This is a genomic window from Paraburkholderia phenoliruptrix (assembly GCF_019511605.1).
Lineage (GTDB): Bacteria > Pseudomonadota > Gammaproteobacteria > Burkholderiales > Burkholderiaceae > Paraburkholderia > Paraburkholderia phenoliruptrix_A.
In genome coordinates, this window is the sequence record NZ_JAEUAV010000035.1 from 22,503 (window position 1) to 48,515 (window position 26,013).

At 64.5% G+C, this 26,013-nt stretch carries 23 protein-coding genes; 13 read left to right on the top strand and 10 right to left on the bottom strand.

What is annotated here, in order from left to right; all coding sequences use genetic code 11:
* Positions 1 to 15: 15 nt before the first annotated feature.
* From JNB89_RS28745 to JNB89_RS28765, 5 genes are all read right to left on the bottom strand, one after another.
* Positions 16 to 210, bottom strand: coding sequence for a hypothetical protein (locus JNB89_RS28745; RefSeq protein ID WP_220364438.1), 195 nt, complete (start codon positions 208 to 210; stop codon positions 16 to 18).
* Between the two features lie 137 nt (positions 211 to 347).
* Positions 348 to 1,706: an MFS transporter gene (locus JNB89_RS28750; protein WP_220364439.1), complete on the bottom strand. Its 1,359-nt coding sequence runs from the start codon at positions 1,704 to 1,706 to the stop codon at positions 348 to 350.
* A gap of 391 nt (positions 1,707 to 2,097) precedes the next feature.
* Positions 2,098 to 2,442: a cupin domain-containing protein gene (locus tag JNB89_RS28755; RefSeq protein WP_220364440.1), complete on the bottom strand. Its 345-nt coding sequence runs from the start codon at positions 2,440 to 2,442 to the stop codon at positions 2,098 to 2,100.
* 40 nt (positions 2,443 to 2,482) lie between these two features.
* Complete coding sequence (locus JNB89_RS28760) at positions 2,483 to 3,463, bottom strand: succinylglutamate desuccinylase/aspartoacylase domain-containing protein (protein ID WP_218742096.1); 981 nt, start codon at positions 3,461 to 3,463, stop codon at positions 2,483 to 2,485.
* Between the two features lie 26 nt (positions 3,464 to 3,489).
* The gene (locus JNB89_RS28765; RefSeq protein ID WP_220364441.1) at positions 3,490 to 4,572 is read right to left on the bottom strand and encodes a tartrate dehydrogenase; all 1,083 of its coding nucleotides are present in this window, start codon (positions 4,570 to 4,572) and stop codon (positions 3,490 to 3,492) included.
* 165 nt (positions 4,573 to 4,737) lie between these two features.
* Here JNB89_RS28765 and JNB89_RS28770 point away from each other — a divergent pair, with 165 nt between their 5' ends.
* Positions 4,738 to 5,661 carry a LysR substrate-binding domain-containing protein gene (locus tag JNB89_RS28770; RefSeq protein WP_220364442.1) on the top strand — a complete coding sequence of 308 codons (924 nt, stop codon included), beginning with the start codon at positions 4,738 to 4,740 and terminating at the stop codon, positions 5,659 to 5,661.
* 20 nt (positions 5,662 to 5,681) lie between these two features.
* Here the strand turns inward: JNB89_RS28770 and JNB89_RS28775 are convergent, their stop codons facing one another.
* From JNB89_RS28775 to JNB89_RS28790, 4 genes are all read right to left on the bottom strand, one after another.
* Positions 5,682 to 6,179, bottom strand: coding sequence for an Lrp/AsnC family transcriptional regulator (locus tag JNB89_RS28775; RefSeq protein WP_013341808.1), 498 nt, complete (start codon positions 6,177 to 6,179; stop codon positions 5,682 to 5,684).
* A gap of 53 nt (positions 6,180 to 6,232) precedes the next feature.
* A complete protein-coding gene (locus tag JNB89_RS28780) occupies positions 6,233 to 7,654 on the bottom strand; it encodes an aspartate aminotransferase family protein (protein WP_220364443.1) in 1,422 nt (473 codons plus the stop codon).
* 194 nt (positions 7,655 to 7,848) lie between these two features.
* The gene (locus JNB89_RS28785; protein ID WP_220364444.1) at positions 7,849 to 8,775 is read right to left on the bottom strand and encodes a 2-hydroxyacid dehydrogenase; all 927 of its coding nucleotides are present in this window, start codon (positions 8,773 to 8,775) and stop codon (positions 7,849 to 7,851) included.
* A gap of 6 nt (positions 8,776 to 8,781) precedes the next feature.
* Entirely contained in the window at positions 8,782 to 9,648 is an 867-nt protein-coding gene (locus JNB89_RS28790) for a GNAT family N-acetyltransferase (RefSeq protein ID WP_220364445.1), read from the bottom strand.
* 283 nt (positions 9,649 to 9,931) lie between these two features.
* Here JNB89_RS28790 and JNB89_RS28795 point away from each other — a divergent pair, with 283 nt between their 5' ends.
* The 11 genes from JNB89_RS28795 to JNB89_RS28845 all read left to right on the top strand — a co-directional run bounded on the left by JNB89_RS28795 (position 9,932) and on the right by JNB89_RS28845 (position 22,574).
* Positions 9,932 to 11,425: an aldehyde dehydrogenase family protein gene (locus tag JNB89_RS28795; protein WP_220364446.1), complete on the top strand. Its 1,494-nt coding sequence runs from the start codon at positions 9,932 to 9,934 to the stop codon at positions 11,423 to 11,425.
* Between the two features lie 284 nt (positions 11,426 to 11,709).
* Positions 11,710 to 12,378: a haloacid dehalogenase type II gene (locus JNB89_RS28800; protein WP_220364447.1), complete on the top strand. Its 669-nt coding sequence runs from the start codon at positions 11,710 to 11,712 to the stop codon at positions 12,376 to 12,378.
* Positions 12,379 to 12,478: 100 nt separating this feature from the next.
* Entirely contained in the window at positions 12,479 to 13,753 is a 1,275-nt protein-coding gene (locus JNB89_RS28805; protein ID WP_220364461.1) for an NAD(P)/FAD-dependent oxidoreductase, read from the top strand.
* A 91-nt stretch (positions 13,754 to 13,844) separates the two neighbouring features.
* Entirely contained in the window at positions 13,845 to 15,461 is a 1,617-nt protein-coding gene (locus JNB89_RS28810) for an ABC transporter substrate-binding protein (protein WP_220364448.1), read from the top strand.
* Between the two features lie 132 nt (positions 15,462 to 15,593).
* On the top strand, positions 15,594 to 16,547 hold the full coding sequence (locus JNB89_RS28815; protein ID WP_135895818.1) for an ABC transporter permease: 954 nt from the start codon (positions 15,594 to 15,596) through the stop codon (positions 16,545 to 16,547).
* Complete coding sequence (locus JNB89_RS28820; RefSeq protein ID WP_135895817.1) at positions 16,544 to 17,494, top strand: ABC transporter permease; 951 nt, start codon at positions 16,544 to 16,546, stop codon at positions 17,492 to 17,494. Before JNB89_RS28815 ends, JNB89_RS28820 begins: the two co-directional genes overlap by 4 nt.
* Positions 17,494 to 19,335 (top strand): ABC transporter ATP-binding protein, encoded by a 1,842-nt coding sequence (locus JNB89_RS28825; RefSeq protein ID WP_220364449.1) that lies wholly within the window; start codon positions 17,494 to 17,496, stop codon positions 19,333 to 19,335. Before JNB89_RS28820 ends, JNB89_RS28825 begins: the two co-directional genes overlap by 1 nt.
* Entirely contained in the window at positions 19,332 to 19,646 is a 315-nt protein-coding gene (locus JNB89_RS28830) for a (2Fe-2S)-binding protein (protein WP_013341797.1), read from the top strand. Before JNB89_RS28825 ends, JNB89_RS28830 begins: the two co-directional genes overlap by 4 nt.
* Entirely contained in the window at positions 19,631 to 21,010 is a 1,380-nt protein-coding gene (locus JNB89_RS28835) for an NAD(P)/FAD-dependent oxidoreductase (RefSeq protein WP_220364450.1), read from the top strand. Before JNB89_RS28830 ends, JNB89_RS28835 begins: the two co-directional genes overlap by 16 nt.
* Positions 21,007 to 22,173 (top strand): NAD(P)/FAD-dependent oxidoreductase, encoded by a 1,167-nt coding sequence (locus JNB89_RS28840; protein WP_220364451.1) that lies wholly within the window; start codon positions 21,007 to 21,009, stop codon positions 22,171 to 22,173. The genes JNB89_RS28835 and JNB89_RS28840 overlap by 4 nt, the downstream gene beginning before the upstream one ends.
* Positions 22,170 to 22,574 (top strand): helix-turn-helix domain-containing protein, encoded by a 405-nt coding sequence (locus tag JNB89_RS28845; protein ID WP_220364452.1) that lies wholly within the window; start codon positions 22,170 to 22,172, stop codon positions 22,572 to 22,574. The genes JNB89_RS28840 and JNB89_RS28845 overlap by 4 nt, the downstream gene beginning before the upstream one ends.
* On the opposite strand, the gene prpR is transcribed toward JNB89_RS28845, so the two are convergent.
* Positions 22,531 to 24,504, bottom strand: a complete 1,974-nt coding sequence (gene prpR / locus JNB89_RS28850) for a propionate catabolism operon regulatory protein PrpR (RefSeq protein ID WP_220364453.1) — start codon at positions 24,502 to 24,504, stop codon at positions 22,531 to 22,533. The genes JNB89_RS28845 and prpR overlap by 44 nt on opposite strands.
* 217 nt (positions 24,505 to 24,721) lie before the next feature.
* Here prpR and prpC point away from each other — a divergent pair, with 217 nt between their 5' ends.
* Entirely contained in the window at positions 24,722 to 25,897 is a 1,176-nt protein-coding gene (gene prpC, locus JNB89_RS28855) for a bifunctional 2-methylcitrate synthase/citrate synthase (protein ID WP_220364454.1), read from the top strand.
* The last annotated feature ends 116 nt before the right edge of the window (positions 25,898 to 26,013 follow it).

A 26,013-nucleotide genomic window follows, 5' to 3' on the forward strand; every position in this document is an offset into this window, starting at 1 on the left:
CGTCGCGCAAAACGGCTACTTCTTGTCGGGTTCCGCTTCTGTATTCGTGCCGCTCTTGCCGTTGCTTCGATTGGTGACAGCGCCGGTTTCGTCGAGCTGGTCGTCGAGGTCGTCGTCGTTTTCGTCGGACGGCGGGTCTGCTTGCGTGGCCATGAACGAAGCGGCGATGGGGTGAAGGGGCGGGGTCAAGCGGATTGAGGTGGGCATCATGTCAGTGCTCCGGTCGAGGGATCGTTTGCGTTTGAGCAAACCGCGAGCCCGCGCCGAATTGGCGGAGGTGGATTGTTTGCGCGCAAAGAAAAAGCCGCCTTTGCAGGCGGCTTCATCCAGACCACGCCACGTCCCACTCAATGCCCGAACGACTCCGCTTTCGACACCCCCGCGTTGGACACATAGGGCCGGGCCGCCTGCTTGATGAGCAGCGCAATGCACGCAATGATGCCGGCGACCGCAATCGTCGCGAAGATGCCGGCAAACGTGAAGTGACGGCGCGTGAGTTCCGCCACGAGGAACGAGCCCGCAATCCCGCCGAATCGTCCAATACCCAGCATCCATGCAACGCCGGTGCCGCGGCCTTGCGTCGGGTAAAACGCGGCGGCGAGCGCCGGCATTGACGATTGCGCGGTGTTCATGAGCACGCCCGCCACGAATACGATCAGCACCAGCGCGCCGACATCGCCCGCCGCCTGGCCGATCAGGTACACGCTTACCGCAGTCAGCGCATAGCAGGCCGCGATGATCCGGTTTGCGTTGAAGCGATCCATCAGCACGCCGCACACCACCGCGCCCACGCCGCCCAGCGGGAACAGCGCGGAGATCAGCGTTGCGCGTTGCGGCGTCAGCCCGGCATCCTTCAGCAGAATCGGCATCCAGTTGATCGACGCGTAGAAGATCACGAGGCCCATGAAGTAGGTGACCCACAGCATCACCGAGCCCACGATGTACGCGCGCGACAGCACTACAGCGGCGCCCTTGCCGCCGGTTTGTGGTGCGGTCTCGGTCATCGTGAACGATTCTGCCTGGGCGGCCGCGCTCGACACGCGCGCGAGCGCGGCGCGAATGCGCGCGGCGGGCAGGTTGTTCGCAACCATATATCGCACCGATTCCGGCATGCTGATCATCAGCAGCACAAGCAGTACGAGCGGTGCAATACCGCCGAGGATAAGCACGCTGCGCCAGCCGAAGTGCGGAATCATCCACGCGGCGAGGAAGCCGCCGAATGCCGCGCCAAGCGGAAAGCCGCAAAACATCAGATTGATGATCGTGGCGCGGCGGCTATCAGGGCAGTACTCGCCCATCATCGTGACGGCGTTCGGCATGGCGGCGCCAAGGCCGACGCCGGTGATAAAGCGCAGCACCGTCAATTGCTCGATGCTCGCCGAGAAAGCCGAACCAAGGCACGCGGCGCCGAACAGCAGCACGGAGCCGAGCAGCATCGAGCGGCGCCCGAGCCGGTCGGACAGCGGCCCGGAGGCCAGCGCGCCGCAAGCGAGCCCGAACAGCGCCGCGCTCAGCACCGGTGCGAGCGCCGGTTTGGCAATGCCCCACTCGGCCAGCAACGACGGGGCAATGAAGCCGATGGCGGCCGTGTCGAAACCGTCCAGCAGCACGATCACAAAGCACATGAAAAACACGAGCCATTGGAACGGCGAAAACGGGTGCTCATTGAGGAAGGTCTGAACGTTCACAGCGTCGCTGCGATTCATGATGTGTCTCCTGACTGCAAAAAGGCCCGTCGGAGCGAGCCTTGTCTTACTGACCGGGGCCATTGGCGCCGCGCGATCCCTGCGCCTCGCAGCCGGCCGCTGCATGATTCATGGTATGCGGACGGATTGGCCGTCGCCATCAATTTCGGTATGTTCGTATCTAGAACTGAGATTCTCATAGCGAACAGGCGCCACTGTAAGGAATCTCGGGGCAACGGGTCAACGCGGGATTACCCGACACCGTGGCGAGTTTGCGTCGCTGGCAACAATGGGCAGGCGGGGAGCGAAAAGGTAAGCGCAGAATGGGACGGGGAAACAGAAGCCGCGGCGCGCCAGCGCGCGCCGGGTCAACCTAGAAAGCGAGGGGTGGTGAGGCTGAACGACGGTGGACTCAGAGAATCACGTAAACCTTGCGCATGGTTTCATCCACTTCCCAGAGGCCTTCGGTATTCGCTTCGAAAAACAGCGTGTCGCCGCCCGTGAAATGAACCGTCTCTTCATTGTCCGGCGTAAAGCGCCCATGCCCGGACAGGATATGCATGACCTCCGCCTGCTTGACCGAGCGGCGGTACGTGCCGGCAGAACATTCGAAGATGCCGGTGTCGATCGCCTCGGTGCCCTTGATGACCCGCTGCACGCCGCGCACACGGATTGGCGTGGTGCCCGGCAAGCCGGCCGTGCCCCAGTCCTCGAGATTTTGCAGATTCACGCTTTGTCTGATTTGTTGAACCTTCATGGCTTGGTTGGCCCTTCACTATATGAATGCAGGCGCCTGCTTACAGGCCGCGGGTTGAAGTGTCGATAGTCTGCTCGATCTTGCCAAGACGCACGACCGTCACGCCGGGGCGCAACTGCCGCAACGAAGGCATGACGAGCATGCAGTTGTCGTAAGGCGTGGTGACGGCTTCGCCGTTGGACCAGCCGATCACGGCGCCCGCTTCGGGAAAGATTTCGAGGCCGGTGTAAGGTCCTGCAAAGCGGAAATCCATGCTCGTGGCTACCACCGGTTGCGTGACCCGCACGATATGCTGCACCGGCGGCAAGGGCGCGAGCCAATCCGCTGGCAAGTCGCTTTCGTCGACTACCCCCGCGAGCAGCAGAAAGCGCGCAGTCGTGTCGCGCGCCACTGCGACGGCGCTTTTCTCCCAATGCTGTCCGCATTCGATCAGCAACGCGTTCTTCGCGCTCGCCGGGTCGCCGAAACCTTCGTAATCGCGCATGCGGCGGCCTTCCGGATGCCCTTCGTCGCAAATCACGGTGGCGGGCGTGCCGAGCCGCACGGCAAGCTCGATGCCTTTTTGCAGCGGCCCGGCGACGATCAGCGGCTTGCTCTTCTCGTGCATCGAATGCAGGTCGAGCAGCGCGTCGACGCTGTCTATCACCGGCCGCATCGCCCGGGCGCGCGCAAGTTCGCTGGACTGGCGCGCTGCGTCGTCGAGCACCGCCGCGGTCCACACGCGGTTGAAATCCTGATCGACGAAACGGGCCGCGTCCGGCTTCGCGGGATCGAAACGCCGGTATGCGTCCACGTTGGCAAACGCCAGCGTGAGCCGCCCGCGGCGCGGCCGCAAGCCGCGGCGCAGCAGGTCGTCCACGACAATCGCGCCGCACACTTCGTTGCCGTGCGTGAGCGCGTTGACCATGACGTGCGGGCCGGCGACGCCCGAGTCGAACGTGTGAACGTAGGCAATGCCCGTCGACGACTGTTCATGCGCCGAAATATCGGGGAACTCGACTTCGATTGGATAGTTTTCCATGCTCGTACTCGTGTTCGCTCTCATGCTCAGCCGAGCCTCGCTGCAATTGCCTGGCCGACTTCGGTGGTGTTCGCCTTGCCGCCGAGGTCGCCGGTACGCGGACCCTCGATCAGCGTCGCTTCAATGGCGGCCAGAATCGCGTCGTGCGCCTCGCGCTCCTTGCCCTGGTGATTGCCGAGGAAGTCGAGCATCATCGCGGCGGACCAGATCATCGCAATGGGATTCGCAATGTTCTTGCCGGCGATGTCCGGCGCCGAGCCGTGCACCGGCTCGAACAGCGACGGAAACTTGCGGTCCGGGTTCAGATTGCCCGACGGCGCAAGACCGATGGTGCCGGTGCATGCCGGCCCCAGGTCGGACAGGATGTCGCCGAACAGATTGGTGGCCACCACCACGTCGAAGCGGTCGGGGTTGAGCACGAAGCGCGCGCAGAGAATGTCGATGTGCTGCTTGTCCCACGTCACGTCCGGGTACTGCGCCGCGATGCCCGCCGCGCATTTGTCCCACCAGGGCATGCTGATCGCGATGCCGTTGCTCTTGGTGGCAACCGTGATCTTCTTGCGCTCGCGGCGTTGTGCGAGGTCGAACGCGAATTTCAGCACGCGTTCGCTGCCGTGCCGTGTGAACACCGATTCCTGCAGCACGAACTCGCGCTCCGTGCCTTCGAACATCACGCCGCCCACCGACGAATACTCGCCCTCTGTGTTCTCGCGCACGATCCAGAAGTCGATGTCGCCGGCCTTGCGGCCCGCGAGCGGCGAAGGCACGCCGGCAAAGAGCCGCGCCGGGCGCAGGTTGATGTACTGATCGAACTCTCGGCGGAACTTCAGCAGCGATCCCCACAGCGACACGTGGTCGGGCACGGTGTCGGGCCAGCCCACCGCGCCGAACAGAATCGCGTCGGCCGATTGCAGTTGCGCCTTCCAGTCGTCCGGCATCATCTGGCCGTGCTTCGCGTAGTAGTCGCAGCTTGCCCACTCGATGTGCTGGTACTCGAGCTCGAGGCCAAAGCGTGTCTTCACCGCGTCGAGCACGCGCAGCGCCTCGGGCATGACTTCCATGCCGATGCCGTCGCCGGGAATGACTGCGATCCGATATTTCTTCGACATGTTGCGCTCCTCCATGAAATGCCGTTGCTGATTCGATCACAGTTATTTTATTCCTGCTGTTTGGCTCTAAAATGATCGCTTTAGTTAAGCCACTGTGCACGATCCGTGTACAAATCCGGGCGCCCTTGAGCGCTACTGAGCGCCACCAAGCGACATAAGCGAGCCATGAACGCCGTTCCGTCACCCGATCTCGGCGATTTGCGCGTGTTCTGCGAAGTCGCGCGCAAAGCCAGTTTCAGCGCGGCGGCCGAGTCGCTGCAGGTGTCCGCGGCCTATGTCAGCAAGCGCATCAACGTGCTGGAGACGACGCTCGGCACGCGTTTGTTGCACCGGTCCACGCGCCGCGTTGCGATTACCGAGGCAGGCGAGCGCGTCTACACGTGGGCCGAAAAAATTCTCGACGACGTCGACCAACTCGTTGAAGACGTTTCCACCACGCGTCGCATTCCGGGCGGCAAGCTGCGCATTTCGAGCAGCTTCGGTTTTGGCCGGCGCTTCGTGGCGCCCGCGCTCGCGCGTTTTTCCGAACGTTATCCGCAACTGAGCGTGCGGCTCGACCTGTTCGACCGGCTCGTGGATGTGGCCGGCGAAGGCTTCGACCTGGACATTCGCATCGGCGACGAGATCGCACCGCATCTGATCGCGCGGCGGCTTGCGGCGAATCATCGGGTGCTGTGCGCGTCGCCCGACTATCTCGCGCGGCATGGCGCGCCGCGTCAACTGGCGGAGCTGTCGTCGCATGCATGTCTCGCGATCAAGGAGCGCGATCATCCATTCGGCTTGTGGCGTTTGACCGTGCGCGGCGAGACGGCGTCCATCAAGGTCACCGGACCCTTGTCGACCAATCACGGCGAGGTCGCGGTGCAATGGGCACTGGCCGGCCGCGGCATCGTGCTGCGTTCGATGTGGGACGTGCGGCCGCTGCTGGAAAGCGGCCAGTTGCAGCAGGTGTTGCCGGAGGTGACCCAGCCCGCGAACCTTTGGGCGGTGTATCCGGCGCGGCTCGCGCAGTCGGCCAAGGTGCGGGTTTGCGTGGACTTTCTCAGCGAAGAGTTCGCGCAGTGGAGCCCGCCGGAGGCGGGCGCGTGATTGGAGTCTGCTGTTCGCGGCTAATGATGATTCTGCGAGAACAGCGTTTCCAGCGGATAGTGGCTTTTGACGAACGGCGACTTGATGATCACGTAGCTGAAGTACTTTTCAATGCCAATGTCGCGTTCCAGCAAGCCTTCAATAATGCTCTGGTAGTGACTCACGCTGCGTGTGACGAACTTCAGCAGGTAGTCGTAGCCGCCGCTCGCAAGGTGACACTCGACGATTTCGTCCACGTCGCGAATCGCATTCACGAACTTGATGAAGTCTTCCCGCCGATGATCGGCCAGCGTGACTTCAGTAAAAACGATCTGCACGTCACCGAGCTTTTCGAGCTGGATCTGCGCGCCGTAGCCGACGATGTAGCCGGCCTTCTCCAGCCGCTTCACGCGAATCAGGCAAGGGCTGGGTGAAAGGCCAACCGCATCGGCAAGCTCGACGTTGGTTATGCGGCCTTTCTTCTGCAACTGCGAAAGAATGCGCAGGTCGATACGGTCTAGCTTGCAGTCGCTGCTCATCGTAACGTTGTGGCTCCGGCGGTTGAGAAAAGGGACTGGGGGTGCCCTCTACTCTAGCATGCAGCGGCAGTAGTTTTGACCTGGTGATTGGCCGTGGTTGTGCCCTTCAACGCAGCGCGAACCTCGGCTTGCGCGAGCACGTCGTTCAGGGTTTTCTCGAGCCGCTCGAACATCAGGTCGAAGTCCGATTCGGTGTACGAGAGCGCGGGCGCAAAGCCGAGAATGTTGTCGCCGAATGCGCGGAAAATCAGGCGGTTTTGATACGCGGCCGCGGCTATGCGCTCGGACAGTTTCAACGCCGGGTCGAACTGCGCCTTGGTGTGCTTGTCGGTGACGAGTTCCAGCGCGCCGAGCAGGCCGCGGTGACGCGAGTCGCCCACGAGCGGATGCGCGAGCAGTGCGTCCAGACCGCGGGCAAAACGCGGTGCGCGTGCCACGCCGTTCGCGAGCAGACCGCCTTCGTGATAAAGACGCAGCACTTCCAGACCGATCGCCGCGCTGACCGGGTGCGCCGAATACGTGTGACCGTGGCCGACAATCGCTTCGGCGTCGCCGTCGGCAATGCCCTGATAGATTTCGTCGGACATCAGCACCGCGCCCATCGGCGCATAGCCCGCGGTCAAGCCCTTGGCTACCGTCATGAGGTCCGGCTCGACGCGCTCGCCCTGACACGCGAACAGCGGGCCGGTGCGACCAAAGCCTGTAATCACTTCGTCAGCAACGAACAGAATGCCGAGCTTACGGCAGCTTTCGCGCATCGCCGTCAGCCAGCCGACCGGCGGCACGATCACCCCGCCCGAGCCTTGAATCGGTTCGCAGAAAAACGCTGCGACGTTGTCGGCGCCCAGTTCCGCGACCTTCGCTTCGAGCGCGGCGACGGAGGCGGCAATCAGCGCGGCGGCGTCGGCGAAATCACTGCGGTACGCGTACGGCGAGGGCAGGTGATGCTGGTTGGGCAGCGGCAGATCGAAATTGCGGTGGAACGCGGGTAGCGCGGTGAGCCCCGCGCCGACGCTCGACGAGCCGTGATAGCCGCGTTGCAACGCGATAATGTGCTTCTTCGACGCACGGCCCGTCGCGTTGAAGTAATGCGTGATGAAACGGATTGCGGAATCCACCGCATCTGAGCCGCCGAGCGTGAAGTACACATGCCGAAGCGAAGCGGGCGCGACTTGCACGAGTTTTTGCGCGAGCTCGATGGCCGGCTCCGAGCCGAAATGGAAATAGCTCGTCGCATAAGGCAGTTTCTTCATCTGCGCGGTGGCCGCTTCGACAATGCTCTGCTGGCCATAGCCCACATTCACGCACCACAGGCCGGAGAAGGCGTCGAGCAGTTCGTTGCCGGCCGCGTCGCGCAGGAATGCACCGCTCGCGGATTCGAGCACCGTAACGCCGCGCGCCTCGTGCGCACGGTAGTTGATGACAGGGTGAATCAGATGCTGGCGGTCGGCTTCAATGAGCGATTGAATCGGCATGGTGGGTTCTCGTCGCGGAAAGGGCTGTTGACGCTTCCATACTACTGACCCAGGCCGATTGCCTGCTCACCTAAACAATTGCCTGAAAAGCGCGCGCGACGCGTTTTGATGGATGCCCTTAGCATTTTGTGCTGCAAGGGCCGGAAAGCGGCGGCGCGCGCCGATTGCGCCGCAGTCGATGCGGTTAGGCAGACTCAATAGCCGCGTGTGCGGTCGACCTGACCGAGCATCGGCAGCCCTTCGCGATGACGGCGCAGATTCTCGAGCACGACCTCGACGGCGGTATCGGGCCGCGTCGCGCTGGCAATGTGCGGCGTGATGCGCACGCGCGGGTGCGTCCACAGCGGATGCCCGGCCGGCAACGGCTCGGGGTCGGTCACGTCGAGAATGGCATTGCGCAATTGCCCGCTCTCGAGCACCGCCAGCAAATCCTGCTGATTCAGATGCGCGCCGCGGCCGGTCTGAATCAGCGAGGCGCCGGGCGGAAGCTTCGCGAACAGCTCTGCATTCAGCAAGCCGCGCGTGGCCGGCGTGAGCGGCAGCAGGCAGACCAGAATGTCGGTGCGGGCAAGGAATGCGTCGAGCGACGTTTCGCCCGCATAGCAGTCGACGCCCTCTATTTCACGCGGCGAGCGGCTCCAGCCCGCACACGCAAAGCCGAAGAGGCGCAGCCGCTGCAACACGGCGGTGCCTAGCACGCCGAGCCCGAGTACGCCGATGCGCCGTTGCGCGGCCGGTTTGAGCGGCAGTTCGCGCCACACCTGCTGTTGTTGCGAAAGCGCGTAGTCGAACAGATCGCGGTGAATGGTGAGCACCGCCTGCGTGACGTATTCGACCATGCCTTCCACGAGGCCCGGCTCGATCATGCGTACCACCGGCACGTGCTCGGGCACGCCTGACAGGTCGAATTGATCGACGCCCGCGCCCACGGAAAACACCACTTCCAGATTGGGAAACGTGCGGGTCGGGTCCTCGGGCGGCTGCCATGCGACCAGATAACGGATCGCAGCCGGGTCGCCGTGGTCGGGCCAGATACGAAACGGCACATCGGGTGCCTTCTCGGCGAACAGCCTCGCCCATTGCAGGCCGCGCGCGGGGTCGGCTTTATAGAGTAAGGCCATGACGGTTCAGAAAATTGCCTGATTGATGATGCCGTATTGCAAATAAGGCGACGCGTTGGCCGCCACGTTCTGCGGCTGTGCGTTGCGCACCATTCTGACCACGGTGTCCACGCGCGGCAGGCCGAGTTGTTCGAGCCAGCCGGTCAGGCCGCTGTCGCCGGGCGTGTCCACGCGCACGAACACGCCTTCATTGAGCGCGAGCCAGTGGCTGATGAGCGCCTTCGCGCGGCTCGAATCCCCCGAGGCGGGCGCGACCACCGGGCCGATCGCAAAGCCGCGACCAAAGCGGCGAAAGAGCGCGAAGCCGATCAGTTCGCCGTCGCGATCCAATGCAATGCCGTCCGCGTTCTCGAGCAGCGCCGGCAGCACTTCGCCGCGGTCGAGGCCGCTTGCCTGCGAAGCCAGTTCGACGAGCCGCGCGGTGTCGCTCGAACCAAGCGGCCGCAAGCGCTCGCCCGCCGGCAACGAGACGAGCGGCGGCTGGAACGCGGCGCCCTGGTGCTGATCGAGCGTGCCGGTCGCGCGAAAGCCCAGCTTTTCATAGAGCGGCTGACCGGCGGCAGTTGCATGCAGAAAGGTGATGCGGCCGCCGAGCTCTTCGAGCAGCAACTCCATCAGCTTTCTGCCGATACCGTGTCCTTGCCGCGCTGGCGACACGATCACCATGCCGAGCGACGCGCGATCCCTGCCGTACTTCCAGCAAAGCGCGGTGCCGATCACGCCGCTCGCGTCCTCGGAGACAAAGCCCGTGCCCAGTTGTGCGACGAACTTCCAGTCGTCCGGGCGATGCGGCCATTTGAGTTCGACCGTCAACGCATGCGCGGCGGCCACGTCGTCGAGGGTAAAGCGTCTATATGTGATCGAGTCGGGCACGCCGTGCTCCTGAATGGCTAAAGACTTACGCGTCACTGTGTCATCCGGGGCGCGGTGTGACTAGGACGATCTTTTTATCCGCCGCGCCGAATAGGGCCGCAGCGCAATTTAACGCAAAACGTGCCGTCTGGACGCGCATTACAGGCGGGTTCTGCTGCCGCGCGATTTTTGTCGGCGACATATGCCAGGCGCGCGGCTCTACGATTTTGTCATGACGAGCGGGGCGACGATGCCGCGACGCTCGCGGTTCCATTCAAAGGTCATCTACTCAGGACACTTTCTCATGGACAGCTTCAATCCGGACGATGTCGAGATTCGCAGCGGACATTTCATCGGCGGCCAGTATGTGGAAAGCAGCGGGCAGGGCGCGCGCCGCATGGACGTCGCGCGGCCGTCCGACGGCGCGGTCTACGCGAGCGTGCCGGTAGCGGACGCGGACATGGTTGACCGCGCGGTCCAGAATGCGTGGCAGGCGTTTCGCATGAGCGGCTGGGCTCGCATGGCGCCGCGCGAGCGCGCGAAGATTCTGCGGCGTTTCGCGGATCTCGTCGAAGCCGACGCCCCCGCGCTCGGCCGCCTCGAGGCGCTTGGCTCGACCCGGCCGGTCGCCCAGGCCGTTTCGTGGGACGTGCCTTTTACCGCCGAGGGCATCCGCTTCTATGCGGAGTTTGCCGACAAGCTGGGCGGCGACGTTGCCGCCACCGACCACGATCATCTCGGCATGACGATTGCCGAGCCATATGGCGTGATCGGCGCGATTGCACCGTGGAATTTCCCGCTCGTGATGGCTTCGTGGAAGATCGCGCCGGCGCTCGCCGCGGGCAACGCCGTCGTGCTCAAGCCCTCGGAGATGACGCCGTTTTCCGCGCTGCGCTTAGCCGAGCTGGCGGTGCAGGCGGGCGTGCCCGCCGGCATCTTCAACGTGGTTCAGGGCGACGGGCGCACGACCGGCGACGAGCTCGTGCGTCATCCGCAGATCAGCAAGGTCACGTTCACCGGCTCGACGCGCACCGGCGCCGCGATCATGGCGGCCTGCGCGACGAGCGGCACCAAGCCGGTCACGCTGGAGCTGGGCGGCAAGAGCCCGCAGATCGTATTCGCCGATGCCCCGCGTCTTGACGATGTGGCGCGCCGCATCGCGGGCGCGATCACCGGCAATGCGGGGCAGGTGTGCGTGGCGGGCTCGCGGCTGCTGGTGGAACGCAGCCTTGCGGAGCCGCTCGCCGAGCGCATCGGCAGGATTTTCGCGGAGATGAAGCCGGGCGCGACATGGGCTGCGGGCACGACGCTCTCGCCGATCATCTCCGAGCCGCAGGCGGCGCGCATCGAAAGCATCGTGCAGCGCACGCTTCACGCGGGCGCGACATTGCGGCATGGCGGCAAGCGAGCCGAAGTGCGCGGCGCACCAGCGGGCGCTTTCTATACGCCGACCTTGCTTACCGACGTCAACGCTCAGTCGGAGGCCGTGCGCGAGGAAGTATTCGGCCCGGTGCTCACGCTGCAAACCTTCGACACCGAAGAAGAAGCGCTCGCGCTCGCGCAGCATCCCGAATACGGGCTTGCGGCCGGCGTTCATACCGCCGACCTCGGCCGGGCGCTGCGCTGCGTGCGCGCGCTCGAAGCGGGCACGGTATGGGTCAACCGCTATGGCCGCACGTCGGACTTCATGATCCCCACCGGCGGCTACAAGCGCTCGGGCATCGGCAAGGATCTCGGGCGTCAGGCTTACGAGTCCAACCTGCGTTTCAAGAGCGTCCTGATCGACCTGCGGGAGTGACGAGCACGCGCTTTAGCATGCCGCGAACCCAAGCCGGGTAAGCGTTACGCCGGAGCACGGCAGACTCTGCTGTGCAATGGCCCAAAAACGCATGGTTTGTGTCACGGGCAGCGCGCGAATCAGGAGCATCTATGTTTTTGCGCTGATTAAATCTTTTACAGGAATGAGCTTTCCATTGTCGACCGGACGCGGATGCATGAGCGCCTCGCCCGATCCCATGCAAGCTAGTTGCTGTTTTCGCCAATGAACTCGACGCGAGTTCACCACCACGATAGGACTGCACCATGATCGATTTCGAACCGAAATACATCACCTTTGACTGCTATGGCACGCTGACCAAATTCCGCATGGCCGACATGACGCGCGAACTGTACGGCCACATCCTGAAGGGCGACGACCTGGAAAAGCTCGTCGCGTTCTACGCGGGTTATCGCCGTGACGAAGTGCTGGGTGCGTGGAAGCCGTATCGCGACGTGGTGGTCAATGCGCTGCGCCGTGCGTGCGCGCGCATGAACGTGGAATTCGACGAAGCCGGCGCGCAAAAGATCTACGAAGCCGTACCGACGTGGGGCCCGCATCCGGACGTGCCGGAAGGCCTGTCGCGCCTTGCAAAGAAGTACAAGCTGGTGATTCTCTCGAACGCGTCGAACGACCAGATCCAGAGCAATGTCGACAAGCTCGGCGCGCCCTTCCATGCGGTTTTTACCGCGCAGCAGGCGCAATCGTACAAGCCGCGCATGCAGGGCTTCGAGTACATGTTCGACAAGCTAGGCTGCAATCCGGAAGACGTGCTGCACGTGTCGTCGAGCCTGCGCTACGACCTGATGACCGCGCATGACATGGGCATCAGGCACAAGGCGTTCATCAACCGCGGCCATGAACCGTCCACGCCGTATTACCAGTACTACGAAGTGAAGGGTATTCCGGAACTGGCTGCCGAGCTCGGCCTTTGATTCTCACGCGCGTGCGCAACGAGGCCGCGACAGCAGCCCTGGCACCGCCGCGTCGTAGCCGACCGCTCGCACGCTGACCGCAACCATGGACACGCATACGATGAAGCTCGATTCGTACTGGCTCGACACCGCGCCGCCGTTTCTCGCGGCCTGCGAAGGCCCGGTCGACGGCCACGCCGATGTGGTCGTGATCGGCGCGGGCTTTACCGGGCTGTCGGCGGCTCAGGCGCTCGGCAAGCGGGGCGCGTCCGTGACGGTGGTGGATGCCGGGCGCGTGGGCGGCGGCGCGTCGGGACGCAACGGCGGCCAGGTGAACACCGGCGTCGCGCAAGACTTCGTCGCGCTTGCCGCGCAACTTGGCATCGAGCGCGCGAGCGCGTGTTACCGCGCCTATGCGGATGCGGTGGATACGGTCGAGCGTCTGATCGTCGAAGAGAACATCGACTGCGATTATGTGGCGAGCGGCAAGCTCAAGCTGGCCGCGAAGCCGCATCACTTCGCGCATCTCGAGAAGACGGCAGAGCTGATTCGACGCACGGTGGACCCGCACATCGAGCTGATCGACGGCGCGCGCATTCGTGACGAGGTGCAGTCCGACAGCTTTTACGGCGGATTGCTGCAGCGTCACGGCGGCCAGATGCATATGGGCCGTTTCGCGGTCGGCCTTGCGCACGCCGCGGCGCGGCGCGGCGCAAAAGTATATGAGCACGCTCCGGTTACGTCGATTGTGAAGGACGGCGCCGCGCACCGTGTCGTGACCGCCCGCGGCGAAGTGCGCGCGAAGCAGGTGTTGATCGCGACAGGGCCGTCGCGGCATGGACCGTTTAGCTGGTATCGGCGGCGTCTGGCGCCGGTCGGCTCGTTCATCGTGGTGACCGAACCGCTGCCGCCCGCGCTGCTCGCGCGGATGCTGCCGAACCGGCGCGCCTACACGACCACGCGCCTCATGCACAACTACTTCCGCGTGACACCGGATGCGCGCTTGCTGTTCGGCGGCCGCGCGCGCTTCACGGCTTCCGAGCGGCCCTCCGATGCGAAGAGCGGGCGCATCCTGCAGCAGGGACTCGCCGCGATGTTTCCGCTGCTTGCGGCTGCGCGCATCGACTATTGCTGGGGCGGTCTCGTTGACATGAGCGCCGATCGCCTGCCGCACGCGGGCCAACACGACGGCATCTATTTTTCGATGGGCTACAGCGGCCACGGCACGCAGATGTCCACGCACATGGGCCAGGTGATGGCGGACGTGATGGACGGCCGCACGGATAGCAACCCCTGGGACGAGTCCGAATGGAACGCGATTCCGGGGCACACCGGCAAGCCGTGGTTTTTGCCCCTCGTGGGCACGTATTACCGTATCAAGGATCTTTTCTACTGAAGTCCCGCTGACGCTTGCGTCGTAGTCCCGCTGTTGCAGTCGCCACTCAACCCCGCAGCCCCCACAACTGCCCATCTCGCGGAGAAGTTCGATGAATAAGGAAAACTCACCCCATGGCGCCCTTGACCTCGACAACGGGCTCGGGCAATTGACGGCGAAAGGCGCGTCCCGGCGCGACGTGCTGCGTGCGCTGGCCGCCGCCGGGATGATGTCGATGACGGGAACGGGTCTGCTGGCCGCGAGCGGTTCGGCGCTCGCGCAAGCAAAACCGAAGCAGGGCGGCAAGATTCGCGTGGCCACGCAGTCGGCCTCCGCCGCCGACACGCTCGATCCGGCAAAGGGTTCGCTCAGCACCGACTATGTTCGCTGCAACATGTTCTACAACGGCCTGACCGAGCTCGATTCGCACCTCGGCGCGAAGATGGCGCTTGCTGAATCGATCGACACGAAAGACGCGACCGTGTGGGTCGTGAAGCTGCGCAACGGCGTGCAGTTCCACGACGGCAAGCCGCTTGCGCCCGCGGACGTGATCTATTCGATCATGCGCCACAAGGACCCGGCCACGGCTTCCAAGGCGAAGACCATCGCCGAACAGGTGAAGGAAGTGAAAGCCACGGGCCCCAACGAAGTGACGATCACGCTGCAAGGCGCGAATGCCGACCTGCCGGTGATTCTCGCCACGTCGCACTTCCTGATCATCAAGGAAGGCACGAGCGACTTCAAGACGGCCGTGGGTACGGGGCCGTACAAACTGAAAGAGTTTTCGCCGGGTGTGCGTACGGTCGGCGTGAGAAACGACAAGTACTGGAAGCCGGGCATGCCGTATCTCGACGAGATCGAACTGATCGGTATCGGCGACGAATCGGCACGCGTGAACGCCCTGCTGTCGGGCGACGTGCAACTGATCAGCGGTCTCTCGCCGAACTCGGCGGAACGTCTGAAGACTGCTTCGGGCTTCAAGGTGCTCGAAACGAAGACGGGCGGCTACACAGACCTGATCATGCGCGACGAGGGCGGCGTGACCGGCAACGAAGATTTCCGCCGCGGCATGATGCACCTGCTGGATCGCGAGCAGATTCGCCGCTCGGTGTTTCGCGGCTACGGCGCGATCGGCAACGACCAGCCGATCGATCCGACCAACAAGTACTACCTCGCCGGACTGCCGCAACGCACGTTCGATCCCGAGAAGGCCAGGTTCTATTTCCAGAAGGCGAAGCTCGGCTCGACACCGCTGCAGGTTTATGCGTCGCCGGCAGCAGACGGTTCGGTCGAAATGGCGATGCTGCTGCAACAGGCGGCGGCGGGCGCGGGTCTCAATCTGCAGGTGAGCCGCGTGCCGGCGGACGGCTACTGGTCCAATCACTGGATGAAGCATCCGCTCGGCTTCGGCAACATCAACGCGCGTCCGAGCGCCGACGTGCTCTTCACGCAGTTCTTCAAATCCGACGCTCCGTGGAACGAAGCCAACTGGAAAAACCCGAAGTTCGACCAGATGCTGGTTGCCGCCCGTGGTGAGCCGGACGACGCAAAGCGCAAGAGCATCTACGGCGACATGCAGGTGCTCGTGCATGAAAACGGCGGCATCGGCATTCCGCTCTTTCATAGTTCGCTCGACGCCTACACGAGCAAGCTCAAAGGTCTCGGCTCGATTCCGCTGGCCGGTCTGATGGGTTTTGCATTCGCCGAAAACGTCTGGCTGGAGGCGTGATCTGAAGTCAGGGCGCTGGGGCTTTCAGGCCGCAGCGCCGCTTTTCCGCAATTTCCCGCGATACTTGCACTACATGTCTGGCGCGTCGTTTTTACAGGCGGCGCGCATGCTTCGAAAAGGAGGCGACTTTCAATGAAAGCACACGCGCAACGACTCATCGCCGCGCGCCTCGGTCTCGCGCTGCTCACGCTGCTGCTGGTTTCGGCCATCGTGTTTGCCGTGACGGGATTGCTGCCCGGCGACGCCGCGCAGCAGGCGCTCGGCCAGGCGGCTACGCCGGAGGCCGTCGCCGCGCTGCGGCATCAGTTCGGTCTCGATCAGCCGGCGCTGCAACGCTACGGAGAGTGGCTCTTTCATATCGTCACCGGCAACTTCGGTACATCGCTGTCGAACAACCTGCCCGTCAGCGAGTTGATCGCCACGCGCCTGCCGAACTCGCTCGTGCTCGCCGGGCTGACAGCGGTGGTGTCGGTGCCGCTTGCGTTGCTGATCGGCATTTCGTCCGCGATGTTCCGCGGCTCGCTGCTCGACCGTGTGCTGAATGTGCTGACGCTCTCCACGGTTGCCGTGCCCGAGTTTCTGGTGGCGACCATCGCCGTGCTGATTTTCGCCGTCAAGCTGCGCTGGCTGCCGGCGCTCTCCTATCTGTCCGAGGTCAATTCGTTCGGCGCGCTGCTGCGCATCTACGCCATGCCGGTCATCACGCTGTGCTGCGTGATCGTCGCGCAGATGGCCCGCATGACGCGCGCCGCGGTGCTCGATCAGTTGAATTCGTCGTATGTGGAAATGGCGATACTCAAGGGTGCTTCGCCCGTGCGTGTGGTGTTGCGGCACGTGCTGCCCAACACCATTGGGCCGATTGCCAATGCGGTCGCGCTCAGCCTGTCGTATCTGTTCGGCGGCGTGGTGATCGTGGAGTCCATCTTCAATTATCCGGGCCTTGCGAGCCTGATGGTGGACGCCGTGACGAACCGCGACATGCCGCTCGTACAAGGCTGCGTGATGGTGTTCTGCGCCGCGTATCTCGGGCTCGTGCTGATCGCGGACCTCTGTCAAATCGTATCTAACCCGAGGCTGCGTCGATGATGAGCCGACCTACCCATCGCCCCATCCCGCATGCGGGCACCGAGCTGTACGACGTCAGCCGCGACGAAGCGGTGGCTGCCGAAGCGCCGGTAGTGGCTGCCGCGCCCGCCCGAGCCAATGTGTTGCAACGGCTCGTGCAGCGCTTTTCCGTGCTGGGCCTGCTGGGCCTCGTGATCGTTCTGTTCTGGTTGCTGGTTGCTTTTGTCGGACCGCTCGTCGCGCCGTACAAAGGCGGCGCACTCACTTCAACGGAAATTTTCGGCCGTTACAGCGCGGCGTATCCGCTCGGCACCGACTACCTAGGCCGCGACATGCTGAGCCGCATTCTCTACGGCACGCGCTACACGGTCGGTCTCGCGCTCGCCGCGACCATGCTTGCGAGCGTGATCGGGACGTTCTTCGGTCTGCTCGCGGCGGTATCGGGCAGATGGGTCGACGAAGTGCTGAGCCGCCTGTTCGACGCGCTCATTTCGATTCCGAGCAAGGTGCTTGCGCTTGTCGTGATCGCGGCGTTTGGCTCGTCCATTTCTATGCTGACCACGGTCGCGGCGCTCGCCTACATTCCGGGCGCGTTCCGCATTTCACGATCGCTCGCGCTGAATCTGATGGGACTCGAATACGTGCAGGTGGCCCGCGCCCGTGGGGAAGGGCTCCTGTATATCGCGCGCGTCGAGGTCTTGCCGAACATGATTCATCCGATGCTTGCAGATTTCGGCCTGCGCTTCGTGTTCATCGTGCTGCTGCTGAGCGGCCTGAGCTTTCTCGGGCTCGGCGTGCAGCCGCCGAATGCCGACTGGGGCTCGCTCGTGCGCGAAAACATCGGCGGCCTGTCCGAAGGCGCGCCAGCCGTGCTGATGCCCGCGGTGGCCATTGCCACGCTGACCATCGGCATGAATCTGCTGATCGACAACTTGCGGCGTCGCGGCCGTAGCCACGGAGACGCATAATGGCCGAGCGGGACATGATTGAAGTAAAGGGGCTGCGTGTGGTCGCAGGCGCGGCGCACGGGGCGGTGACGGAGATCGTCAAGGGCGTGGACTTCTCGGTGCAGAAGGGCGAGGTGCTGGCGCTGATCGGCGAATCCGGCTCCGGCAAGACGACCATTGCGCTCGCGCTGCTCGGCTACGCGCGCGCGGGCTGTGCGATCAGCGGCGGCTCGGTGCGAATCGGCGACGTCGACGTGCTGTCGCTCGACGCAAAAGGACGCCGTGCGTTGCGGGCGCGCACCGTCGCCTATGTTGCGCAAAGCGCGGCAGCCGGTTTCAATCCGGCGCGCACGATCATGGATCAGGTAACGGAGCCCGCGCTGCTGCATCAGTTGATGACGAAAGAGGCCGCGCGCGCCAAGGCAGTCGACCTGTTTCGCGCGCTCGCGCTGCCCGCGCCGGAAACCATTGGCGAGCGCTATCCGCACCAGGTTTCCGGCGGGCAGCTACAGCGCTTGATGGCGGCCATGGCTTTGATCACCGATCCGGCGGTCGTCGTGTTCGACGAACCGACTACCGCGCTCGACGTCACCACGCAGATCGAAGTGCTCGCGGCTTTCAAGAAGGTGGTGCGCGAACTCGGCACGACAGCGGTGTATGTGTCGCATGATCTCGCGGTCGTTGCGCAAATGGCCGATCGCATCGTCGTGCTGAACGGCGGCGCAGTGAAGGAAAACGGCGCGGTCGCGCAAGTGCTGGATGCGCCGGTGGATGCCTACACGCGCCAGTTGCTCGCCGCGACGCGCCGCCCGGAGCCACCGCAAGCGCCGCAGCAGGACCGTGCATCGGCACCGCCGCTTCTGCAGATTCGTGCACTGTCGGCGGGCTATGGCCGCATCGACCGTGACGGCGTGCCCGCGGTGCGTGTGCTCGACGACGTGAGCCTGACCCTGCCTCGCGGCAGCGCGCTCGGCGTGATCGGCGAATCCGGTTCGGGCAAGACGACGCTTGCGCGCGTGGTGGCGGGTCTCGTGGACCGCGCACGCGGCGAGGTGCTGTTCAATGGCGAGCCGTTGCCTGCGCAACTATCGCAGCGTACGCCCGAGCAATATCGGCAGATCCAGATCGTGTTCCAGAACGCGGACACCGCGCTGAACCCGAGTCATTCGATTGCGGACATTCTCGGCCGGCCACTCGCGTTTTATCACCGCATGCGCGGTGCGGCCGCGAAAAAACGCATGCTCGCGTTGCTCGACCTGGTGAAGCTGCCCGCTTCGATCGCCACGCGCACGCCGGCGGGACTCTCCGGCGGGCAGAAGCAGCGCGTGAATCTGGCGCGCGCACTCGCGGCCGATCCCGCGCTGATTCTCTGCGACGAAGTGACCTCCGCGCTCGACACGGTGGTCGGCGCCGCGATTCTCGATCTGCTCGCCGAATTGCGCCGCGAACTGGGCGTGTCGTACATGTTCATCAGCCATGACATTTCGACGGTGCGTGCGATCTGCGACGAAGTGATCGTGCTGTATGCGGGCCAGCGTGTGGAAGCGGGGCAGCGCGACGTACTCGTGGCGCCGCCGTATCACCCTTACACGGGCTTGCTGGTTGATTCGGTACCCGAACTAAAACCTGGCTGGCTCGACGCCCGGCGTCACGTCGCCGCCTGTGCGCTGCCGGCGATGGGCGAGAGTGCCGCCGTGCCCGAACTGTGTTCGTTCCGCACGCGCTGCCCGGTGCGCATCGACGGTATGTGCAATGTCACGCCGCCGTCGCTGAAGAAGTTGCCTTCCGGCGCGGAGATTTTGTGCCATCACTCGGCGGCCGAGCTGAGCCGTTTGCAAAATCTGGAGACGATTGCGGCATGAACCAGCGATTTGTACGGCTCGCCGAAACCGGTCGCAAGACCTTCCCGATTACCGTCGACGGCGTGGTGCGCGAAGCCGCCGAAGGCGACACGCTGATGGTCGCGCTGCTCACGAGCGGCAGCACGCTGCGCGATTCCGAATTCGGCGACGGCCGCCGCGCGGGCTTCTGTCTGATGGGCGCGTGCCAGGACTGCTGGGTGTGGACCGCGCAAGGCGAGCGCCTGCGCGCATGCAGCACGCCCGCGGCGCCTGGCATGTCGATCGTCACGAATCTCGCCGAGGCCGGGGAGGGCGTATGGCCCCGCGTGTAGTGATTATCGGTGCGGGGCCCGCCGGGGTGCGTGCCGCACAGACTTTCGTTCAGGCCGGTCTGCGCCCTGCTGTGGTCGACGAAGGCCGGCGCGACGGCGGGCAGATCTACCGGCGCCAACCTGACGGTTTTTCCCGCAGCTACGACACGCTCTACGGCACCGAGGCCGAGCGCGCCGCATCGTTGCATCAAAGCTTCGATGCGCTGAAAAGCAGAATCGACTATCTGCCGGAAACGCTCGTGTGGAATATCTCGGCGAACGCCGTGCATACGGTTTGCGGCACGCGATACGGCACGCTGCCGTTCGACGTGCTGATTGTTTGCAGCGGCGCGACCGACCGGCTCATGCCCGTCAAAGGCTGGCACCAGGCGGGCACCTATAGTCTTGGCGGCGCGCAGGTTGCCCTCAAATCGCAGGGCTGTGCGATCGGCTCGCGCATCGTGATGATGGGCAGCGGGCCGCTGTTGTATCTGGTGTCCGCGCAATATGTGAAGGCGGGCGCGCAGATCGCGGCGGTGCTCGACACGTCGACGTTCATGCAGCGCGTGGCCGCGTTGCCGCGTCTGCTCGCCATTCCCGCCGCGCTGAAAAAAGGCATCGCGTTGACGCGGGTGTTGTCCGCGGCACGCGTACCGGTTTATCGCGGCGTGCGGCCAGTCGAGATAAAAGGTTCGCCGCTAACGGGTGTAAGCGGCGTGGAAGTCGCGTTGGCTGACGGCAAGCGTACCGAATTCGCGTGCGATGCGGTGGCGCTCGGCTATCACTTGCGTGCGGAAACGCAACTGGCGGATCTCGCCGGCTGCCGCTTCGTGTTCGACAGCGATGCACGGCAGTGGCTGCCCGAAATAGACGGCGACGGTCGCAGCAGCGTCAAAGGCGTCTATCTTGCCGGCGACGGCGCACGCGTGCGCGGCGCTGATGCGGCAGAGCGCGCTGGGCGTCTCGCGGCGCTCGCCGCGCTGCACGACCAAGGCGTGCAAACCCCCGGCATCGCCGATATGGACGGCTTGCGCGCCGAGCTCGCGCGCTTCTCGCGCTTTGCGGCCGGCTTGCGCGACGCATTCCCGTGGCCGGCGCAATTGGCCGCGTCGCTGCCGGACGAGACCATTGTGTGCCGCTGCGAAGCGATCACGGCCGGCGAACTGCGCCGCGTCGTGCGCGAAGCGGGCGCGCAGGAAGCCAATCGCGCCAAGGCGTTTTCGCGGGTCGGCATGGGACGCTGCCAGGGCCGCTATTGCGGACACGCGGGCGCGGAAATCATTGCGGCGGCCGCATGCGTGCCGCTTTCGTCGGTGGGGCGGTTGCGCGGTCAGGCACCGGTGAAGCCGCTGCCGGTGGCGCTCACCGAGGAGGAGGCTCAATGAGCGCGACGCGTAACGAAGCCGATGTCATCGTGATAGGCGGCGGCATCATGGGCACGACGACCGCGTTCTTTCTGCGGCAGCGCAATCGCTCGGTGATTCTGCTGGAGCGCGGGCTGACCGGGCAGCAGGCGAGTGGCGTGAACTTCGGCGGCGTGCGGCGCCAGGGCCGCGCGCTGCCGCAACTCGCTATGGCCAATCGCGCGCTGCGCACGTGGCAGCGCTCAGCGCAACTGCTCGGCGAGGACGTCGAATTTCTGCCGGTCGGTCATACCCGCGTCTGTTATCACGAGAAGGACGTCGAGAATTTCGTGCAGTACGCGAGCGACGCGCGCGCCTACGGCCTCGAGCTCGAAGTGCTGCAGGGGGCGGCACTGTTTCAGCGCTTTCCGTTTCTCGGGCGCGAAGTGCTGGCCGCATCCATTTCGCCGCTGGATGGTCACGCGAATCCGCGCCTCGCCGCGCCTGCGTTCGGACGCGCGGCGGCGCGGCTCGGCGCGCAGGTGATAGAGAACACGGAGATCGTGCGCGTCGAAACAGAGGGCGGCCGCTTTCGCGTGGAAAGCGCGCGCGGCGACGTGTACCACGCCGCCCGGCTCGTGATCTGCACCGGCGCGTGGGCCACGCGTCTGACCGAGCAGTTCGGCGAACGCGCGCCGCTCGCCGTGAGCGGACCGCAAATGTGCGTGACCGAGCCGGTGCCATATGTCTTTAAATCGTCGATGGGCGTCTTCACGTCCATCAAGCAGGAGAGCATTTATTTCCGACAGATTCCGCGCGGCAACATCATCGTCGGCGGCGGGCCTGCGGGGCCGGCCGATGCGGTGACGAGCCGCGCGTCGGTGCTGCCGCAAAACACCGTGCGGCAGCTCGCGCAGATGCGGCGGCTCGTGCCCGCGTTGGCGCCGTTGCATGTGATCCGGGTGTGGAGCGGGGTGGAAAGCTACCTGCCCGATGGCGAGCCGGTGATCGGTCCGAGCAGCAAGGTCGACGGGCTCTTCTACGCGTTCGGCTTCAGCGGTTCGGGTTTTCAGATCGGTCCGGGCGTGGGCGAGACAATGGCGGAACTCGTGGATACGGGCAGCACGTCCATTGCGCTCGACAAATTTTCCATTCAGCGTTTTGCCGAGGAGCCGGCGGCTTGCCCTGGCATCGTCACGTCATGAAACAGTCCCTCAGCCTCAATGCCGCGCGGGCTTTCATAGAAGCCCATTTCAACGAGCCGGTGACGCTTGCCCAACTCGCCGCGCTGTCCGCGCTCAGCGTATCGCGCTTTGCGACGGTGTTCCGGCAGCAGTACGGCTCGTCGCCGTATCGCTATCTGTGCGGCCTGCGCATTCAGCGGGCGCAGACGCTGCTGCTCGAAGGCGTACCGGGCTCGGTGGTGGCGACCGAGGTCGGCTTCTTCGATCAAAGCCACTTTGGCCGGCATTTCAAGCGATGCTGCGGCATGACGCCGAGCATGTTCATTCAGCGCGCGGCGGCCAACGGCGGCAAGCACGGCGCCGGCGCGGCACAAAAGGCTAACGCGCCGCGTTCAGCTTCCGCCATAAGGTCGTCTTGCTGATGCCGAGCGCGTCGCATACCGCGTCGCGGTCGCCACCGTGTGCGGCGAGCGCGGCGCGGATTTCATCGGCTTCCACATGACGGCTGCGCTCGCGCAGCGTCAACGCGGTTTTCTTCGGGCGCGCGTGCGCCGGTTCGGCAATTTCAGGGGCGATGCTGCGCAGTATGTCGCGCGTCAGCAAAGGCGGACTGCCTGTTTCCGCGTCGTTGTCGGCCTCCATGTCCGCAAGCTCAACGGCAATCCGTTCGATCACGTTCTGCAATTCCCGCACATTGCCCGGCCACGCATAACGCTGCAACGGCTCGGCGAGCGCAACCAGAACGCGCTCTGCGGCAGCGGCGTCGGGCAGGCGTGCGGCAAGCCGCGGCTCGCGCGCCGCGGCTTGCAACAGCAGTTCGACGGCCAGCGGCAGCAGGTCGGCTGATCGCTCGCGCAGCGGCGGCAGCGCAATGCTCAGAATGTTGAGCCGGTAATAGAGATCGGCGCGAAAGCTGCCCGTCGCGATGCCCTCGGTCAACGCGCGGTGCGTGGCCGCGACAACGCGGATGTCCACGCGTGTCGGCTCCGTCGAACCGAGCCGGACGACTTCGCGCTCCTGCAACACGCGCAGCAAGCGGCTTTGCAACGACAACGGCATCTCGCCGATTTCATCCAGGAACAATGTGCCGCGATGCGCGACCTCGATCAGCCCCGCCTTGCCGCCCTTGCGCGCGCCGGTGAACGCGCCTTCCTCATAGCCGAAGAGTTCGCTTTCGAGTAGCGCCTCAGGAAACGCGCCGCAATTGATCGCAACAAATGCGAAGTCGCGCCTTGCGCTCAACTGATGCATGCTCTGCGCGACCATTTCCTTGCCGGTGCCGCTTTCGCCCAGAATCAGCACGGTTGCGTCCGATCTTGCGTAACGCTGGACGAGCCCGCGCACGCGTTGCATGGCTTGCGAGGCGCCGACCATATCGTCCAGCCGGTAGCGCGCGCTGAACTGCTGCACCCGTTGCCGTGAACGCAGCGTACGGTCCAGCCGTTCCACTGCGCGCGATTCCTGGAACGTCAGCACGGTGCCCGCCGCGGCCGCGCCGCCGCTTGCCAGCGGTCCGCGATGCACCACGTAGCTCGCGCCGCGCACGGTGCAGAACGCGTCGCCGTCCGAGTCGGGGAGACTGCCCGCGAGGTCGGGCGCGAGTTCGAGCAGCGCGCGGCCCGCCGCATTCGCCGCGTCGATGCCGAGCACCGCGGCAAGCCGCTGGTTCATCGCCTCGACGCGTCCATCGGCATCGAGTGCGACGACGCCGTCGCGCAGATGTTGCAACAGGTTGTCGAGCCGTTGGCGGCGCAGCGTCTCGCGCCGCGTCGCCTGCGCGACTTCGAGCGCCGTCTCGAAGCCGGCACGCACCGATGCGCGCGAATAAAGAAACACCGCGCCCATGCCCGCGTTGGCCGCGAGATCGGTGACAAGCCCGGGCCCCACCACCACGTCGATGCCGCGATCGCGCAGGTCGAGCACGACGCTTTCCGCGTCCTGCGCCGATTGATGCGAGGCGAACGTCACATCCAGCCCGAATGCCGCGACGAAGCGGCGGATCTCGTCGGGCGTGTTGCCATGCGTGACCAGTGCAACCTTGGCGCCGTCGCGGCGGGCGCGCGCGAGTGCGTGCATCACGTCGAACCCGGTCGGCGTAATCATGACGACCGGCACGGCCACGCGCGTCTTCAGATAGGCACCGTTCGAGCCGCCCGCAATCACGACGTCGGGCCGGCCGGCGCCGGCAGCCTCGATTTCGCGCACGGCGTCTTCGAAACCTCGCGCGACGATGCGCAGATCCGCGCGCCCCACGTATTCGCCGGCGATGTCGAGAAACAGATCGCGCAGGCGGCTGATGCTGAGCGCCCAGATGCGCGGGCGCGGGGCGGTGTCGAAGGGGACAGTGCTCAAGATGGCGGCTCGCAAGTAGACTCGTGCTGGCCCGCCTATTATGCGCGCACCGGTTTCATGTTTGAAATGCGAAAGTTCCGTTTGTGAAACACCCGCGCTCCCGGAGTACACGAGTAAGTTTGCAAATCAGGCACTTAGCGCATGCGGCCAACGTTGGCCCATTCCTTGCGTTTAAGGCGGCGGTCAAACAATTCCCCACGCATCTGGAGACACACTGATGAGCGAAGCAGACAACAGCGCAAGCACGGCCAACACGGGCGCATTCAAACCGAAAAAATCCGTCGCGCTGTCGGGCGTGACCGCGGGCAACACGGCGCTTTGCACCGTCGGCAAGACCGGCAACGACCTGCACTATCGCGGCTACGACATTCTCGACCTTGCGGGCAATTGCGAATTCGAAGAGATCGCCTATCTGCTCGTGCACGAAAAGCTGCCCACGCAGGCCGAACTGAGCGCCTACAAGGCGAAGCTGAAGGCGCTGCGCGGTCTGCCCGCGAACGTGAAGGCCGCGCTCGAATGGATTCCGGCCGCCGCGCATCCTATGGATGTGATGCGCACCGGCGTGTCGGTGCTCGGCACCGTGCTGCCGGAGAAGGACGACCACAACCTGCCGGGCGCGCGCGACATTGCCGACAAACTGATGGCCTCGCTCGGCTCGATGCTGCTCTACTGGTATCACTACTCGCACAACGGCAAGCGCATCGAGGTCGAGACCGACGACGACTCGATCGGCGGCCACTTCCTGCATCTGCTGCATGGCACGGAGCCGCCGAAGTCATGGGTCGATGCCATGCATGTGTCGCTGAACCTTTACGCGGAACACGAGTTCAACGCGTCGACGTTCACCGGCCGGGTGATTGCCGGCACCGGCTCGGACATCTACTCGGCCATTACCGGCGCGATCGGCGCACTGCGCGGGCCGAAACACGGCGGCGCGAACGAAGTCGCGTTCGAAATCCAGTCGCGCTACCAGACGCCGGATGAAGCGGAAGCGGACATCCGCAAACGCGTTGAGAACAAGGAAGTGGTGATCGGCTTCGGGCATCCGGTGTACACGATCTCGGACCCGCGCAACAAGGTCATCAAGGAAGTGGCGAAGAAGCTTTCGAAGGAAGCGGGCAACAACAAGTTGTTCGACATCGCGGAGCGGCTCGAGTCGGTGATGTGGGAAGCCAAGAAGATGTTCCCGAACCTCGACTGGTTCAGCGCGGTGTCTTATCACATGATGGGCGTGCCGACGGCCATGTTCACGCCGCTCTTCGTGATTGCGCGCACGTCTGGCTGGAGTGCGCACATCATCGAGCAGCGCATCGACAACAAGATCATCCGGCCGAGCGCCAATTACACCGGGCCTGACGATCTGCCGTTCGTGCCGCTCGCGAAACGCGCTTGAGTCGAGCTATTTGCGGCAGATTGCGCCCCGCGGCCGGGGCGCGATGAGAGCCACACCCTTGGTTCAAACCGGTTCAAACCGGCCTTGAACCGGGGCCGTGGTTTGAGAACCGCGAG

Excerpts from the sequence above, each read along its gene's own strand:
- JNB89_RS28765 (WP_220364441.1), bottom strand. The coding sequence starts at position 4,572 with ATGTCGAAGAAATATCGGATCGCAGTCATTCCCGGCGACGGCATCGGC.
- JNB89_RS28745 (WP_220364438.1), bottom strand. The coding sequence starts at position 210 with ATGATGCCCACCTCAATCCGCTTGACCCCGCCCCTTCACCCCATCGCC.
- JNB89_RS28780 (WP_220364443.1), bottom strand. The coding sequence starts at position 7,654 with ATGCCGATTCAATCGCTCATTGAAGCCGACCGCCAGCATCTGATTCAC.
- JNB89_RS28770 (WP_220364442.1), top strand. The coding sequence starts at position 4,738 with ATGAACGCCGTTCCGTCACCCGATCTCGGCGATTTGCGCGTGTTCTGC.
- JNB89_RS28820 (WP_135895817.1), top strand. The coding sequence starts at position 16,544 with ATGATGAGCCGACCTACCCATCGCCCCATCCCGCATGCGGGCACCGAG.
- prpC (WP_220364454.1), top strand. The coding sequence starts at position 24,722 with ATGAGCGAAGCAGACAACAGCGCAAGCACGGCCAACACGGGCGCATTC.
- JNB89_RS28835 (WP_220364450.1), top strand. The coding sequence starts at position 19,631 with ATGGCCCCGCGTGTAGTGATTATCGGTGCGGGGCCCGCCGGGGTGCGT.
- JNB89_RS28800 (WP_220364447.1), top strand. The coding sequence starts at position 11,710 with ATGATCGATTTCGAACCGAAATACATCACCTTTGACTGCTATGGCACG.
- JNB89_RS28845 (WP_220364452.1), top strand. The coding sequence starts at position 22,170 with ATGAAACAGTCCCTCAGCCTCAATGCCGCGCGGGCTTTCATAGAAGCC.
- JNB89_RS28755 (WP_220364440.1), bottom strand. The coding sequence starts at position 2,442 with ATGAAGGTTCAACAAATCAGACAAAGCGTGAATCTGCAAAATCTCGAG.
- JNB89_RS28785 (WP_220364444.1), bottom strand. The coding sequence starts at position 8,775 with ATGGCCTTACTCTATAAAGCCGACCCCGCGCGCGGCCTGCAATGGGCG.
- JNB89_RS28760 (WP_218742096.1), bottom strand. The coding sequence starts at position 3,463 with ATGGAAAACTATCCAATCGAAGTCGAGTTCCCCGATATTTCGGCGCAT.
- JNB89_RS28840 (WP_220364451.1), top strand. The coding sequence starts at position 21,007 with ATGAGCGCGACGCGTAACGAAGCCGATGTCATCGTGATAGGCGGCGGC.
- JNB89_RS28805 (WP_220364461.1), top strand. The coding sequence starts at position 12,479 with ATGAAGCTCGATTCGTACTGGCTCGACACCGCGCCGCCGTTTCTCGCG.
- JNB89_RS28815 (WP_135895818.1), top strand. The coding sequence starts at position 15,594 with ATGAAAGCACACGCGCAACGACTCATCGCCGCGCGCCTCGGTCTCGCG.
- JNB89_RS28810 (WP_220364448.1), top strand. The coding sequence starts at position 13,845 with ATGAATAAGGAAAACTCACCCCATGGCGCCCTTGACCTCGACAACGGG.
- JNB89_RS28750 (WP_220364439.1), bottom strand. The coding sequence starts at position 1,706 with ATGAATCGCAGCGACGCTGTGAACGTTCAGACCTTCCTCAATGAGCAC.
- JNB89_RS28795 (WP_220364446.1), top strand. The coding sequence starts at position 9,932 with ATGGACAGCTTCAATCCGGACGATGTCGAGATTCGCAGCGGACATTTC.
- JNB89_RS28825 (WP_220364449.1), top strand. The coding sequence starts at position 17,494 with ATGGCCGAGCGGGACATGATTGAAGTAAAGGGGCTGCGTGTGGTCGCA.
- JNB89_RS28830 (WP_013341797.1), top strand. The coding sequence starts at position 19,332 with ATGAACCAGCGATTTGTACGGCTCGCCGAAACCGGTCGCAAGACCTTC.
- JNB89_RS28775 (WP_013341808.1), bottom strand. The coding sequence starts at position 6,179 with ATGAGCAGCGACTGCAAGCTAGACCGTATCGACCTGCGCATTCTTTCG.